General features: G+C 40.2%; 8 protein-coding genes. 1 reads left to right on the forward strand and 7 read right to left on the reverse strand.

What is annotated here, in order from left to right; translation table 11 throughout:
- Positions 1-17 precede the first annotated feature (17 nt).
- Complete coding sequence (locus H5182_RS02295; RefSeq protein ID WP_257326961.1) at positions 18-1562, reverse strand: diguanylate cyclase; 1545 nt, start codon at positions 1560-1562, stop codon at positions 18-20.
- A gap of 318 nt (positions 1563-1880) precedes the next feature.
- Between H5182_RS02295 and H5182_RS02300 the strand changes: the two genes are divergently transcribed.
- Positions 1881-3353, forward strand: a complete 1473-nt coding sequence (locus tag H5182_RS02300; RefSeq protein WP_182759435.1) for a S41 family peptidase — start codon at positions 1881-1883, stop codon at positions 3351-3353.
- Between the two features lie 73 nt (positions 3354-3426).
- On the opposite strand, the gene H5182_RS02305 is transcribed toward H5182_RS02300, so the two are convergent.
- The 6 genes from H5182_RS02305 to H5182_RS02330 all read right to left on the reverse strand — a co-directional run bounded on the left by H5182_RS02305 (position 3427) and on the right by H5182_RS02330 (position 16217).
- Positions 3427-6411: a TonB-dependent receptor gene (locus tag H5182_RS02305; RefSeq protein ID WP_182759436.1), complete on the reverse strand. Its 2985-nt coding sequence runs from the start codon at positions 6409-6411 to the stop codon at positions 3427-3429.
- A 74-nt stretch (positions 6412-6485) separates the two neighbouring features.
- Positions 6486-9146, reverse strand: coding sequence for a glycoside hydrolase family 16 protein (locus H5182_RS02310; protein WP_182759437.1), 2661 nt, complete (start codon positions 9144-9146; stop codon positions 6486-6488).
- A gap of 473 nt (positions 9147-9619) precedes the next feature.
- Positions 9620-10630: an alpha/beta fold hydrolase gene (locus H5182_RS02315; protein WP_145234287.1), complete on the reverse strand. Its 1011-nt coding sequence runs from the start codon at positions 10628-10630 to the stop codon at positions 9620-9622.
- 250 nt (positions 10631-10880) lie between these two features.
- Entirely contained in the window at positions 10881-13205 is a 2325-nt protein-coding gene (locus H5182_RS02320; protein WP_182757424.1) for a TonB-dependent receptor domain-containing protein, read from the reverse strand.
- A gap of 307 nt (positions 13206-13512) precedes the next feature.
- Entirely contained in the window at positions 13513-13938 is a 426-nt protein-coding gene (locus H5182_RS02325; protein ID WP_145234283.1) for a hemerythrin domain-containing protein, read from the reverse strand.
- Positions 13939-14168: 230 nt separating this feature from the next.
- Entirely contained in the window at positions 14169-16217 is a 2049-nt protein-coding gene (locus H5182_RS02330) for a S9 family peptidase (protein ID WP_182759438.1), read from the reverse strand.
- Positions 16218-16250: the final 33 nt, after the last annotated feature.

The following is a 16250-nucleotide window of genomic DNA, read 5'->3' on the forward strand; positions in this document are numbered from 1 at the left end:
GCGCCTAAACGATTACTTTAGGCGTTTTCTCTTGTGTAGGTTTGCTTAGCCTGCGCTTTTCGTAATGACTTTTTTTGATACATTGCTTCATCACCGGCTTTTAAAACCTCATCTAAATTTTTAGGCGCTTCGCTATAGTTGATTTGCCCTACGCTTGCGTAAATAGCGATGGTGTTACCTTGGTGCTCTAAGCTAAGCGCATTTAACTTTTGTTCAAGAGTCGCAACTCGTTGGTTAATTTTATCTTTGCTGGTAAATAATGCCATAGCCACAAACTCATCCCCGCCTAAGCGTCCAACCGCATCTTCACTGCGCATATGGTTATTAATCAATTGCGCTACTTTGCTTAACACTTTATCGCCAACATCATGGCCATAACTATCATTTATTACTTTAAAGCGGTCTAAGTCTATATATAAAAAACACAGGATACCGCCTTGTTGAGCATGTTGAGTTAATAAGTCGTTTGCTTTTAAGCTCCAACCGCGACGATTATGTATATGACAAAGGGGGTCGTAATTAGCGTGTCGTTCAGCCTGTTTTTTTGCATAACTGAGTCTTTGTATTCGCTTGGCGACGGCGATGGCCAGTAGTAATGACTCAAGAGTAAAAGCAATCACAAACCCATAACGTTGAATAAAAGGGCTGTATTCGGTGAGTAATATTCTAAAAGTCATACTAATAAATACACAGCTTAAGGCTATAAAAACTAAGCCTGCCTCATTCACACCTTGCTTAGCTTGCACGGCTGAGAGTATAAAAATACTCATTACAATCAATAATGATAAGTAGCCTGTAATCGCTGAGGTGATATCAGCAATAGCGGGTAAATCTAAGGCTACTTTTTGTAAGCACAAGGTAAGTACACATAAAGCGGCAATTTTTAAAAATTTACTCACTTTTGGCCAATATTGCGGCAATTCTAATATTGCGCACATAAACCAAGTCGCACTTAATACGGTTAAACCAATGCTTAATGAATAAAGATTTCTGATAAACTCAGAAAACTGATTTTGAGCAAATAAATAGGGTTGACCTTCTTGTAAAAAGATAAAGCTAGCAATACAAAAAAGGTATGCACCATACTGTTTGAAAATAGCATCTTTAATACCATAACCTATTATTAGTACATAAAAAATAAGTGTGGCACACAAGCCATAAAACACTCCGAAAATTAAATTATATAACTGAACTCTGCCAATAAACTGTTGTGTATTTAGCCATGTAAAACGAGGAGTGTAGTTATTTGTTACTGTTACAATGAGCTGCGCGTTAAAGCTGCCTTGCTCCATTAAAACGGCTATCTGATTCGTTTTTAAGGGGGTCTTTGATACGCCATCTTGTTGCCACGAAAAACTCTTAAGTGCAGGACGAGTAAAAGTGAATACACCACTTTGGCTTAGGGTACATACTAATTCAAATTTGTTAACCCCTTTTTCTAGTCTTATGTCTGATGCAACACCTTGCAACAAGGGGGTTGATACATTGTTTGCAATAGCTGTTAAATAACAGTTATCTTCAGCGAAAGCTGCGCCGCTCAATAGCAGAGTAATAAAAGCCAATATGATACCGTTGAACCTGAGGAAGCGGGAGCTTGGGAAGAGGAAGCTATTCCTTATTTTCACGGTAGTATTGCGCATAAGTGAGACATAAAAATAATAATTACCTCATACTAGCAAAGCTAGTTTGCTTTACTAGTAAATATTGATAAGAAATAGTGACCTAGGCTGCAGTTAGTTGAACTTCGACTGGCTTCGGGTTAAGTTGTTCTGATAAGTTATTGCTTTAAAATAAACTGGTAGTTTTTTACTTGCTTGAGATCGGGGGGTTGATCACCCTTGGTGGATCTAAAGTAATTGATCGCATTAAAAAGGATTTTCATGAAAATAAAAACAACAATAGTTAATCGTACTTTATTATGCGCTTTATTAATTGCGCCTACCTTAAGTGTGGCTGAATTACCGGTTTCTCCTCAAACCCCAGAACAATGGCGCAGTGTTAGTGAGCGTGATATTGAAGCCGCTTACGGCATATCGGTACAAAACCACCCTGGTATGTTTGATGTTAACAACCCAGCCTTTCCTGAACTATTAAAGCAAGCAAAAGCAGAGGCACTTGCACTGTCTGCCAAAGCGAGCGGGCCGCAGGTTCATATTGCGGCAATTGCGCGTTTTAGTACTGTGCTACAAGATGGTCATGCAGGTGTGTTTTCAAGCGTTGAACGACCTGCTCGTCGTTGGCCTGGTTTTAGTGCCGTTTGGCGGGGTGATGCATTAAAAGTATATTACAGTGAAACAGATAATATAAATAAAGGTGATGTGATAAGTGGTTGCGATGGGCAAAGTACCGAGACTTTAATGCGACAAAGAGTGTTTAAATTTCATGGACAGGTTACACAACCTGGGCATTGGTGGCAGCAAGGTTGGCGGTTACTAATTGATGATGGTAACCCATTTTTAACACCTCTAAAAGAATGTCAATTTATTAAAGCTAATGGGCAAGCTTACAGTAAAACCCTTGATTGGTCTGTTCGGCCAAAGAGTGTAAGTAAGCATTTAACACATGCCTATAATGGGGATGAGCTTACAACCGATTTAACTTGGCCTGCGCAAAACATAGCGTGGATTGCTATGCCCAGTTTTGCAAATAACGATAAGCAAACTCATGATTACAATAACCTGTATAAAAAAGTGACTGATCAACGTACTAAGTTACTCAGTGCAAAAACGGTGGTTTTAGATCTTCGTCATAACCAAGGTGGCTCGTCTTATTGGAGCTTAAAGCTTGCAAAAGCGTTGTGGGGTGAGCAAGTTGTTGAACAAAAAATGGATAACTACTCACAAAATAGCCGGGTTTGGTGGAGAGCGTCAAAAGATAATACTAACTATGTTAAATCGTTAATTGAAGTGGTGAAAGATCAACCTGAAGTCCATAAAGAGATTAAAGAAATAGCTGCAGGTATGGCAAAGTCACTTGAAAACAATAAGCCATTTTATATAGAAGCAAAGCAAAGCAAATCAAATCAAAGCGAAAATACATCGCTAGTGAGTGACTTTAAAACACAGGTTTTTGTTATTGTGCCGCCACAGTGTGCAAGTGCCTGTCTTGGCGCCATTGATGTATTTAAGCAGTTTTCAAACACTCAGTTATTTGGCGCGCCAAGCAGTGCTGACTCATTGTATATGGATGTTCGACTAGCCGAGTTACCCTCAGGGTTAGGTAAAGTTATTATTCCTAATAAAGTGTATGTTGATAGAGCAAGAGGAAAGGGTGATTACTATAAGCCCGATATTGCCTATAACGATATTGATTGGACAACCGATAAGCTATTAGAAAAAATTAAACAGTTATAAAAAAAGCCGCTCAATGAGCGGCTTTGACTTTTCAACTATAAGGGGTAATCAAAAACTGTGTTTGGGCAATGTATTAATTGCCCATAGAGTATCTAACGCCAAAGGCATAACGAGGGCCGTATTGAGCCGCACTCAAGAACTGACTTTCGAAACGGCTAAATGAGCGCTCAGTTTCGTTGGTTAAGTTTACACCTTCAAAGAATACCGTTGTGCTTTCGTTAACTTCATAGTTCACACTAATATCCCACTGCAAGTACTCTTTCGCGTATTGTGGAGGAGCCGTAGCACCTGAATCAGGTAAACCTTGTGCAATTAAGTATTCATCACGCCATGCACCAGTTATTTTAACTGACAAACCATCTTTCTCATAAAAACCTTGTAGGTTTGCAGAGTCACTTAGGCCAGCCAATACAGCTTGAGACGCAAGGTAGTAGTTATCGTACTCTACATCACCATCAACAACGGTGGCATTGAAGCCCGCACCAAAGCCCGAGTCGCCAAACAAGTGCTGAACAGCAAATTCAAAACCGTTTACTTTACGTTTTCCGACGTTTTCAGGTGACTCGATAGTCCATTCAATCAATGGATCGGTTGCTGGGTCTGGTAATATGCGGTCGTTTTCACCAATGCCCACACCATTAGCTACAATTTCATCACGAATTGCAGTATCAGTTGCTTGATCTCCACGAGCTTCAATGGCGGCTACGGCGTTGTTCCAACGCTGACCTAAATAGACATCGTGTAAGCCTTCAAAGGTGGTTTTTATATTAGTTTTATCGATCCAGTCATCCACATCTTTCCAGAATAAGCCAATTGCAGCATAGCTGCCTTCGCTGTAGTAATACTCAAGGCTTAAATCTAGATTAGTTGATTTAAATGGCTTTAAATTCGGATTACCACGGCTACCGCTTCTTGAGTTTAATTTAGGTGATGGGGTTAAGCTTAAATTTCCAAGCATATCACCGAGTGTTGGTCTGGTGATTGTTTGACCCCATGAGGCGCGAGTCACTAAGTCATCAGTAAGATCAACTTTAATATCAATCATAGGGAGTAGTAAGTCGTATTGGCCTTCATAGTCAACTTCAACAAAGTCCCCACCGCTTGCGAACTGGGTTATCCATTCTGCACCGCCAGCCCAATACACTTGCTCAGCCACTCGGCTTTTAGCTGGGCTTACAATATCAGTTTCTTCATAGCGAAGGCCTAAGTTTACAAACACGTCGTAGTCGCTAACGTTAAACGCCCAGTTGCTAGAAAGATAAACGCTAATGGTTTCTTCTTCTACCTCATTAACAGGGAAGTTATCAAAGTTACCAATTTGATATACATCACTGCCAACTACGTCTTCAGTTAAATAAGCACTTTGACGAGCAAACGCTTCATCAAGATCATAGGTATAAGCATAACCTGGCGCTACGCCATTAGGACCAAATGAAAATTCGTCAAGGAATCCGCTTAAATCAACCCTTTCGAACATCGCATCTGGGAAAATTTCAGCGAAAGTACCATTACCAAAACCGGGTGAATTCGCGTTATTAGAACCGCCCCAACCGCTGAGTGTTTGCTTGGTATAGGCTGCGCCAAATTTAACGGTTTCAAGACCAATATCGGTATAGGTGAATAACTTACCATCTAATTGTACTTGAGAAACTTCTGACTCCCCCGGCGTTCTAGTGAAAATACTGAAGTTAGAACCAATTTGATTTGGGCTTACTTCTTGTGTGCCGTTGTTCCAATTAATATTAAAACCCGGTACATCCCCTTCGCGGAAAGAGTATTCTTTAGTAGAGAGATCTGCTGAGCCTAAAATAATACGGGCATTAGAGTTTAAGCCAGGATCTTTACCGTTATCAGTGGTGGTTTTTGAAGTATGCGCATCAAAATTAAAACTTAGGTTTTCTGTTGCTAACCACTCAACATTAATACCAGTTGCTTTTGAGTCTACTTCAGCAGTTTCACGAAATGCCGTGAATGAGGCATCATCACCAGCTGAGTTGTAGTAAATGGCTGTGCCATTTTCATCAAGCTCGTATGCATTTGCATTACCGCCAAATGAGCCGTTCCAAATACCCCACGATAACGAATTATTACCCGTTGTGGCTTGCGAAATTGTATGGTCAAGTGTGAAGGTTAAATTATCAGTAGGCGCAAATTGGAATGTTGCTTGGGCATTTAAACGCTCACGCTTAATATCATCTTTTGCAAAACTTACTTCTTGTGGGAAGAAGGCTGCTGATATGTATTCGCCTGAAATAGGTTCGAAAAATTGTTTCGCTGGGTTGCCATCCGCATCCATTGGACGATTATCAATAATATTTTCTGCATCAACCGATAGGTTAGGGTTAACTAACCAAGAGCGTACATTCGCAGACTGGCGTTGAAAGTCACGGCGGTGGTATGAAAAGTTAGCTGAAAAACCAAACATTTCGTCAGCGAAAGTATTGCTGTAAATACCTGCAATTTCAGGTGTTACCTCATCACCTTCTGCTACCGATGTATCGTGAATGCCTTTAGCCATTAATGAAAAACGCTGACCCGGCTTTTGTAGAGGTTTAGCGGTAACAATATTTACAGTTGCACCAAGGCCACCTGTTGGTGTATCTGCACGCGCTGTTTTCATAACTTCAAGTGAACTAACACCTTCAGATGATAAGTTCTCAAAGTTAAATGAACGTGTAAAACCGGTGCCCGCCATTTGACGGCCGTTAAGTGTTACAAGGTTAAATGATGGGCCAAAACCACGCACTGTAATTTGGCTACCTTCACCATTTGAACGACTTACTGATACACCCGTAATACGCTGTAGCGATTCAGCTAAGTTAGTATCTGGAAATTTACCCATTTCTTCAGCAGAAATGGCATCGACCACGCCAGATGCGTCACGTTTTACATCCATTGAACGGATTAATGAACCGCGAATACCTTTTACTTCAATAACTTCTAGTTCAGGTTCGGCAGTATTTTCTTGCGCAGCATAAGCGAAGTTAAATGTGCTTGCAGCGATGATAAGTGATACAGAAGCCGCTAATTGGCTTTTTTTAAACTTATTTGTGTTCATAATTGCTCTGCTTTTACTTAATTTATTACGGTAAGTAGGCGCTTATAATTTAGCACCTACCACTGAATTAGGGTTTATGGGTTAGCGATAACGACATTGTCGATACGATAAACTGCACCTTCACCTGTTCCCCATGCTGGGAAAACCATCAGTACATTGATATCGCTAATGTCCAAACCTGCATCAAATAATGATTGCACTGTAAACGTGTATGTTTGCCATTGCCCAATAACCGGTACTTCACCTTCAACGCTTTGTGCAAGTTGAAGTTCTACCGCCGTTGCTGCACCTGTTGACTCGATTTTAAATGTCCATACTGAGTCAGGATCATTTGGTGGTGTCACCATTTTCATTTCAAATTGCACAACACCATTTGCTAATATTGCTGATGCATCAAAAGAAACACCTTCGTCAGCTAAAAAGCCCATTACTGTTGGTGTAGCACCAATGACAAACTCAGCCACTGTGCCATGATCAGCATCGTCAGTTTCTTCAGTCGGTGTAGAGCCACCACAACAGTCCCAAATACTCCACATATCTGCGGCAGTATCTTGGAAGATGGTAATTTCGTTGCCTGCTGCTGATGCTGCGCTCGGATCATACATTTTAGCGTTATCTACACGGTAAACTGCACCTTCGCCTGTACCCCATGCTGGGAAGATCATCACAACGTCAATGGCACTTACATCTAAACCCGCACCGGCTAATTCTTCAAATGTGAAGGTGTATGTTTTCCACTCACCTGCAACAGGTGCATCGCCTGCATCTGTCAGTGGAACTTCTACTGCGGTATCACCTTCATTAGATTCTATTTTCATTGTCCAAACAGCCGCTGGATCATTTGGATTTGACATCACTTTTACATCAAACTGCAGTACACCATTTTCTAAAATACTTGTTGCATCAAATGGTTTACCACTACCACCGGCTGAGGTGCGAGTGTTGAAACCCATTACAGTAGGGGCTTCGCCAATGCTGAACTCTGCGGTTAAACCGTGTTCTTCATCGTCCATTGCTTCAATTGGCGTAGAGCCGCCACAACAATCCCACATTGGCCAATCTAAGTTTTGTCCGTCTGTGAATAGGTCTACAGATGGTGATTCACCGACATCGCCTTCAATAGCAACATTGGTAATTAAGTACTCAGCGCCTTCACCTGTTTGCCATGTTGGAAATACCATTAATACATCAATGGCACTTAAATCTAAGCCTCTTTCTTGTAGTAAAGAAAGTGGGAATGTATAGGTTTGCCATTGGCCTGTAACCGGTGTTACGCCTTCATTACTATCGCTAAGGGCTACATCGCCTGTATTAGGACCACCATCACCCGCTTCGGCTTTTAATAACCAAGTAGTTGAAGATGTTGGAGGAGTAACTACTTTCATATCAAAAGTTAAACGACCATTAAATTCAAGTAATGGTGAAGCATCAAACGGAGATGATGTCCCTGTAAAATCGTCAGGAAAGTGACCACCACGGGTAGAGAAACCTAATACGGTACCGTTATTATCGTTGATATTAAATTTAATAACGTCGCCTTTATCAGCGTCGGTAATGGTTTCTGGTGTGGTTCCGCCACAGCAATCCCAAGCGATCCAGTTTGCGTTTAAGCTACCATTGAAAATATCAAGGTTTTTTGCAACGCCATCACTTGGTGGAGTAGGTACAGGGGCTTTACCTTCAACAAGTGCATCTTCTAAGTTATCGTAACCTGGGCGTACTGTTTCACAACCCTTACCTGTGGCTGGGTTAGAGGCACATTCATAAACACGAACGTAATCAATCTCAAAGCTTTGACCTTCTGCAAATGCTGCAGCGTCAACGCCTAAGTTATTTACGTTTTCCGGCCAATCACCACCAACAGCATTGTTTAAAATAAGATAAAAATCTTTATCAAATGGTGCTGTATCCCAATGAGTTGTTAGCTCGCCGCTACCTTGTTCAAAGTATTCAGCAAACCAGCCTTTATGCTTTAAGCCAACAGCTTCATCTTTTGAATTGTAACGAACTTCAGAGCGACGTTGAGTGGCGTATAAATAGCCATCTACGTACCAGCGAATCTCACCTTCTTGCCATTCAATCGCGTAAGTATGAAAATCGTCTGCAGGATTCATCCCTTCAGGGAATGTATACGCTTTACCAGAGTTCGAGTTGTTAGGCCATTCACGACCATAGTGAAGTGTGCCATGAATATTAGCTTCAACGGTGCCATCTTCAGCAACTGTTTTTAAATTTACCGCTTCTAAAATATCAATCTCACCAGAGCGCGGCCAAGTACCATATTCTTCATCGGTTGGCATCATCCAAAATGCAGGCCAGCTACCTTGTCCAGAAGGTAATTTTGCACGCATTTCAAAACGACCATAAGTAAAATCTGCATTGTAACGGGTGTTTAAACGGGCTGATGTGTATGGTTTTTCTGCACCTTCATCTGCAGGTAAGGCGACTATGTTTAGTACACCGTCTTTAATGAAGGCATTTTGTTCACTGTCGGTGTAACATTGTTTCTCGTTGTTACCACCACCGGCACAATTTAATTCAAAGTTCCACTTGTTAGTATCAATACTAGTGCCATCAAATTCGTCACTCCAAACCATTTGCCAATCAGAAACAGGCTCTTGTGGATCGACTTTTGTGAAGTCAGATTTTGTCTCGGCACTTCCACCACAGCCAAATAGCATGGTCATGGATATTGCCGCAACAAGGCGGCTTACTTTGGTTGTTGTCATGTTCATTAGTTGAACCCCAGTATCGACAAAGAGTTAAAAGTACTTCGTTGTGGTTGTTATTGTGTCTACAAGCGAAGTTGTAAGCGCTTACATTTATCAATGTGTGTGTTGTAAGCGCTTACATAGAGTATGCTAAGGTTGTAATTTGGTCAACAACAGACTGCTTATTTTTTTAACTTTAAGTTTACATTACCTGCTTTTTTAGTTTTAAACTGAAAAGTTATTTAATTTTTAAATAACTTCAGAATAGCAATATATTAATGGAGATAGAGTTTTAGTCTAATAATATCAGTGAGTTGTTATTTTTTAGTGCCATCAAAATATTAAAAGTGAATCCACATGCTAATTAACAATATTTTTCTGTTATCGCTCAAAGGTATCTAATAGTAGGCATTTATGTTTATTAATTGGTTTTCAAAGGTCAGCGTTGAGTAATCAAACCAGCAGTTAATAACTTTAACAGCTGAACTGCCTAAATATTACTCTAGTGGCTTTGAGCCTGCTTCTAAGACTTTTAACAATACAGCTTTAAAGCGCTTAAAATCTTCAATATGGGGTAAATGACCTAAATCAGTCAGTTCAAATAGTTGGCTGTGAGGAATTAATGCCGCGGCTGATTTACCTAATTGATCGTAGCGGCCAAGTTCATAATCTACTCCTTGTTTCTTCCAGTTACGGCCAGGTCCTGTTCTGTCTCTTGTACCTATAATTAGTGAAACAGGCATGGTGAAGTTTTTAAACTCGGTGATAACGGGTTGAGTAAAAATCATGTCGTATGTTTTTGCGTTAACCCACGCTACTAGCTCTTTATCTGGGCCTTGAATTTGTCCGGTGATAAAATTCGTCAGAGCAGCAAATTGGTTATTCCATTTTCCGTCATAGTAATTTTTTTGCTGGTATGCTTTTACCCCAGCAGGTGTTTTCGCTAACTCATTTTTATAAAAAAAGTTAGTGTCTTTGTAATCAACATATTGCAGGTAATTTTCAAGGCCAATAGGGTTGAGTAAAATTAATTGTTGGGTTGTTTGTGGATACATAAGCGCAAAGCGACTTGCTAGCATACCGCCCATAGAATGACCCAATACAATTGATTTATTTATATTAAGTTGGCTCATTAAAGCATGGGTGTGACTAGCTAAGGCTGCAAAAGAGAACTGATAATCTCGTGGTTTAGATGATTTTCCAAAACCAATTTGGTCAGGTATCAGCACGCCATAACCGAGTTTTTGTAGCAATAGTGCAGTTTCAGTCCAGTAATGAGCGTTAAAGTTTTTACCATGCATTAAAGTCATAACGGGTTTACCAGCCTTTGCAGGTAAGTAAATATACGCCATTTTTAACGACAGCCCTTGTGAGTCAAGGTTAAAATAGTCAACGTCGAAATCGTAATTATAGTTGCTTAATAATGCGTCATAACTCAGTGGTTGCGGCGCTTGTGCATTTGCAATACCGAAGACAAAACATAAACTTAATAGCCATATTCTATACATAAGATCCCTCAATGATTTAAATTAAATCTGTCAAAACATATCTTCACATACTAAGCGAATAAACTCTAAAATTTAATACTATAAGTTAAGGCTTCCTTTGCTTATTCATCGGTAACCCTTATTGAGTATACGCTTTAATCTGCGTAGGCCACGAATCTGTGTTGGGTGATGAAGTATAAAAGGCACGGTTAAATCGTAATAATAAAAAGCCCAGCATTGTTGCTGGGCTTTATTTTTATAGCTTCTTATTCTAGAAACTGTAACTCATTGATACCCACAAGCTGCGTGCTTTTTGGGTGGTATTGTAATCAGATGTACATTCGTACTCTTCCTCTGAGGTTGCTAATAAGCAAGTACGGCTTGATAAGTCGTCATCTAACAGATTATTAATACGGGCATTTAATGCTAGGCTATCATTAATTTTATAACTTGCTGCTAAATGATATAGATCATAGGCTTTGTAGTAGAGCTTTTGTGTTTCAGGGCCCTGTGGACCAGACACATTTGCCGTACCACGGTAACGATCGCTGCGGATTTCAGAAATAAGTGAAATACTCAAATCATCCAATGGTTGCCATGCAAGCGTTAAGTTATACATATTTTTAGGTGTATTAACTAAAGGTAGTCCTTCATCACGGCCACTTTTCACTTCACTATCGGTGTAAGTAAAGTTCCCACGTAGTGACAACTGTTCAATAATCTGCCAATTAGCAGCAATTTCAACACCACGAGTAGCTGATTTATCTACGTTAGCAGCTTGCGTAAAGGTGGTGCTACCGATGCCAGCCCAACCTGCGCCAATTTCAACACAAGGTTCATCAGCTATGGCCACTTCACAGTTTGGTAAGTTATCTTGGTTAATGATTTTGTCTTTAAAATCATTGTAAAACACCGTTACGTTACCACTAAAACTATCACTGCCATTAAAGTAAGCAGCCATTTCGTAGTTTACACTGGTTTCTGGTTGTAAGTCTGGCGTGCCAACAAAAGGTTTAGTACCTTGGCCACCAAAACCTGTAATACCAGAGAATAGTTGGTTTGGCTCTGGGGTTTTGTAACCTGTGCTGATACCACCTTTGAAAGTCCATTCATCAGCAGGAGAGTAGGCTAAATAAGCGCGAGGACTAACTTGTGAGCCAAAGATATTATGATGATCATAACGAGCGCCGAAAGTTGCAGTTAGATTTGTGGTAATTTCCCAGTTATCTTCAGCAAATACAGCTGTTTGACGATGATCTTGAGTCGTACCTTCACGGAAGCCATCCCCGTACATACCAAATACACCATCTTCCATTTCGGCATCAAAATATTGTGCGCCTACTACAAAATAGTGGTTATCTATATTTGATTCAAACTTAGTATCAATAATTAAGTTATCAAGTTTTAGTGTACGCATTGGGCGTGGTAAAAAAGTCTCATCAAGTTGAGCGTAAATTGCATCCGTTAGTTCTGGCTTGTCGATGCCTTGATCTTGTACTGCTTGGTCCCAAATGGCCTGCACACCTAAACGCTCTTGTACATTAAGAGGTAATGAGCGACCAAAGTTTTCACTGCTGCTTTGGGTAATGCTGCTGGTCAGCGTACCAACATCGTATCGACCAACATGTGCAAATACAAATTGCTCACGTTCAACACGTTGATATGGAGTATAACCAACGCGTGGCTGTACAATGCCTTTGCTAACACGCCATAAACTGACTGGGCTATCTAACGTACCTGTTTGACCTTCGGTGTTATCGTAACGCTGTTTGGCTATGTCGTACTCAAAGGTGATTTCATTCTGATTATTGATCAGGTAGTTTATTGTTGCGCCGGCATTCCAGTTACGTGCTGCAACGATTTTTTTATCGCCAAAGCTACCATCATCAACCCACATGCTGCCATCTGGAAGTGGTAAACTTTCGCTGTAAGTTGGCTCACTTTCTTGACGGTCATAAAAACTACCACGGATCCCGTAAGTTAATCCCTCAACGCCGCTTGGTCCGGTCAAATATATATCGACTTTATTATCGTTACCGTATTGATCGTCTTGTTGGATATTACTGCTTACCGTGACGCTACCATGGGTGCTATCAAGATTTTTACGAGTGATAATATTGATTACACCACCGATTGCATCAGCGCCATATAAAGTGGACATTGGGCCACGAACGACTTCAATTCGCTCGATAGCCTCAAGTGGCGGCATATACATAAATTGGCTGTTACCAAAGTTGTTTGGGCCTATATTACCTACGTCACTTTGACGGCGGCCATCAATAAGCACTAGAGTATAGCTTGCGGGTAAACCACGCATGGTAATACTAATATTACCGTTTTTATCTTGTCCGGCACCAACATCGATACCTTCGATATCACGAAGCGCATCAGCAAGGCTAGTAAATGGCTTATTTTGTAGATCTTCGCGAGAGACAACTGAGACACTTGCAGGTGCATCTATTAATTTTTGCTCATAACCAGAAGCGGTGACAACCATCACTTCCATATTTTCAGCTGTGTCATCATCAGCAATAAGTGTTGTTGATGTTAATAATGCACTGATCAGTGAGGCCAGATAAAGCGGGCGGGATTTCATTGTACTTCCTTCATGACAAGAATAAAGATTATTAATCTAATAAGTAACCAAGGTGGGTATGATAACAATTATCAGTTGTATATTCAATTGCGAAATATTTACATTCAATGAATGATTTTCATATTAAATAAAGGTGGGGATGGAGCATGAGCATTAAAAAACCCAGCGTTTGATGCCGGGCTTAGTTAATTTAAGAGTATTTGCTTAGCCAAGTATTGACCGTGTTAGAGGTGCCTAATAAATGCAAATGGTATAGAGTTGTTGCTATTTAGAGAGCTTTATAAATTAAAGCGGGCACATATAGCAGTTAACTCATCGCATCATTATACTTTTCGGCTAGACTTTCTTTTTGACTTTCGGTTAGCGCTTTACCGGCTAGTTGAAATACTTCATGCTCTTCTTCAGCGAGATGATGATGTACAAGATGATGTAATTTTTTAGCGGTCACAAGCCACGCTGGTGAGCTCATATCAGTTTCTTCAAGTTGCTCAATCAATTCATCAAGTTCATGATGCTCTGCAATACTATGACGGGCTTTTTCATGGGTTAAATCATCAAACATCAAAGGATTGTAGAAATAACGCTCTTCAAATTTAGCATGTTCTACTAACTCATGTTTTAAATTATCCATAAGAGACTGTCTATTCGGTGACTCCCCCTGGGTTTTTATCAGCGCATCGACAAGCGAACGTTGTTTATCGTGATCATTACGAAGTGCTTCAAAAATATTCATGGGTTTTCCTTGCTTTACTCATTAATTACAATGAATATTGCAAGACAGAAGCCAACTTTTAAGTTGTTGTAATATATTGATTTAATTTTTATATTTTAGCTTGTTAGGATGTTTTCTTGTAAAAATTACCGAGTTAGGTCTTTATATTACATCCATATACATTGTTATTCAAAAGCAAAAAGGCCAACATGAATGTTGGCCTAAAAGCATATTTACACAAAATAAGAGAGTTATTTATTGGCGTCTTTTACCGCTTTTAACTTGCCTGCATGGTCAATCTCGAATGCTGGCATGTCTTTTTTGCCGTCAATTAAATAGTTATCCATCCAACGCATTAAACGTAAACTGTAATCATATTGCGCGGCTACTTTACGGTTACCATGACCTTCGCCTGGATAGTATACAAGGCGTACATCTTTGCCTTGTACTTTCATATAACGGTATAGTTCCATTGATTGTGCAGGGTGTACGCGAGGATCATCTTTACCATGCATGATCAGTAATGGTGTTTTAGACTGGCCAGCCCAGTAAATAGGGCTGCGCTCTAAATACCACTGCCATTTATCCCATGGGTATGAACGTGCATGCACAAGATTCATTTCGTTGGAAATATCAGTAGTTCCAAATTTAGATAGTTGGTTGGTAACACCTACAAACATTACGCTCGCAGCAAAGTGTTCAGTTAATTTTGTTGCGGCCCATGCTGATGCATAACCACCATAAGAGCCACCCGTAATACCAACACGTTTAGTATCAACTAAGCCCATTTCAACAAGATGCTGTTTAAAGTCAATTAAATCGTCAAACTCTTTACCTGCATAGTCGTTTTGACCAAGCTTTGAATAATCAACGCCTTTACCTGTAGAGCCACGGTAATTTGGGTAAAAGACTGCATAACCACGTGCAGCCCCCATTTGACCTGGGCGCGAGTAGTTTGTTACCCAACCGTCTTTGTCATGGCTTTCAGGGCCACCGTGCACTGACATGATCAATGGATAGCGCGTGCCTTTTTCATAATCTAATGGGTAGACTAATATGCCATCAATCTCAACACCGTCGCGGGCCTTAAGTGAAATAGTTTCTTGCTTAGCAAAACGTTTGTCATTCAACCAGTTGTTTGAATCCGTTAAACGTTGTGCTTTAGAGCCACGAATAATGAATACTTCATTTGGGTGCTTTGCAGTGTTTGCACGTAGCGCTAAGGTTTTATCTGAATCAGAAATACTCAGATTTGATGCAATAAATTGGCCTTCATTAATAATTTTTTTGTATTTATTAGAGCCGGTTTTAATGCTTGCGACAAAACTTTGCGTACCTACATTGGCAATAAAATTAAGCGTGTTGCGTTTATGTGACCATTCAAAATCAACGATATGACCCATGAAATTAGGTAACCAATCACTTACTTCACCTGTTTTTGTGTCAGCTAAAAATAAACGACCAGCTGCTGGATCATGCTTATCTTCGGCACCTAGAATTGCGATGTAACGACCATCATGAGACAGTTCAGCACTGTCTAATTTACCTTCAGTAGCAAACGACATCGTCACTTGATTAGTCGCAATATCAAATAAGTGCCATTGTGATTTAGTGTATTTGTCGTCAATTAGCGCTGTAGGCTGGGTTTTTACTAATAACTTATCGCCTTTTGCGGCCCAGTTTACATCACTTACATAGTTCGCAACGTTAAGCGCTGTTGGTGTCAGAGGTTTATCTGTTTTGGCTAAATCGACAATAAATAGTTGTTTATCTTTTAAGCCTAGCTCATACACCTCAGCCATAAAGCCTAATTTTTTTAGCTCTTTTTCAGATTTATCAGCCGCTGGCATAGCTAAAATAGCGAGTTGTTTGTTATTCGGGCTTAACTGATAGCTAGAAATTGATGTGTCTTTAAGCGATAGTACTTTTTGCGCTTGACCACCATCCACTGGAATTTGATATAACGCGGTAAACTTGTCGTCTTTAAGTTTTGCTAAAAAGTAGATCGTTTTGCTATCGTTTGACCATTGAATACTCTTGATACTTACAGAGCCGGTAATGAAAGGACGCTCGACACCTTCATCATCGACGACATAGAGTTCGCTGTAATTGGCGCCATTCTCGTCGACGTATAATTCACGTGGCACTGAGCGGGTAAATGCAACATTGTCACCATCTGGACTAATGCTGGTTTGAATAACTGACTGAATTTTAGGGATATCTTCTACAGTAAGCGATGTGGCTGCAAATGCCAGTGAGCTTGAGAGTCCAAGAGCCAGTGCTAGGCTAGTTTTTATCATGAATTTTCCTTCGCATGTTTTAATTATCGAAGG

It is taken from the genome of Pseudoalteromonas sp. SG44-17 (genome assembly GCF_014164235.1).
GTDB classification, from domain to species: Bacteria; Pseudomonadota; Gammaproteobacteria; order Enterobacterales; family Alteromonadaceae; genus Pseudoalteromonas; species Pseudoalteromonas rhizosphaerae.

Excerpts from the sequence above, each read along its gene's own strand:
- H5182_RS02300 (WP_182759435.1), top strand. The coding sequence starts at position 1,881 with ATGAAAATAAAAACAACAATAGTTAATCGTACTTTATTATGCGCTTTA.
- H5182_RS02305 (WP_182759436.1), bottom strand. The coding sequence starts at position 6,411 with ATGAACACAAATAAGTTTAAAAAAAGCCAATTAGCGGCTTCTGTATCA.
- H5182_RS02310 (WP_182759437.1), bottom strand. The coding sequence starts at position 9,146 with ATGAACATGACAACAACCAAAGTAAGCCGCCTTGTTGCGGCAATATCC.
- H5182_RS02315 (WP_145234287.1), bottom strand. The coding sequence starts at position 10,630 with ATGTATAGAATATGGCTATTAAGTTTATGTTTTGTCTTCGGTATTGCA.
- H5182_RS02320 (WP_182757424.1), bottom strand. The coding sequence starts at position 13,205 with ATGAAATCCCGCCCGCTTTATCTGGCCTCACTGATCAGTGCATTATTA.
- H5182_RS02325 (WP_145234283.1), bottom strand. The coding sequence starts at position 13,938 with ATGAATATTTTTGAAGCACTTCGTAATGATCACGATAAACAACGTTCG.
- H5182_RS02330 (WP_182759438.1), bottom strand. The coding sequence starts at position 16,217 with ATGATAAAAACTAGCCTAGCACTGGCTCTTGGACTCTCAAGCTCACTG.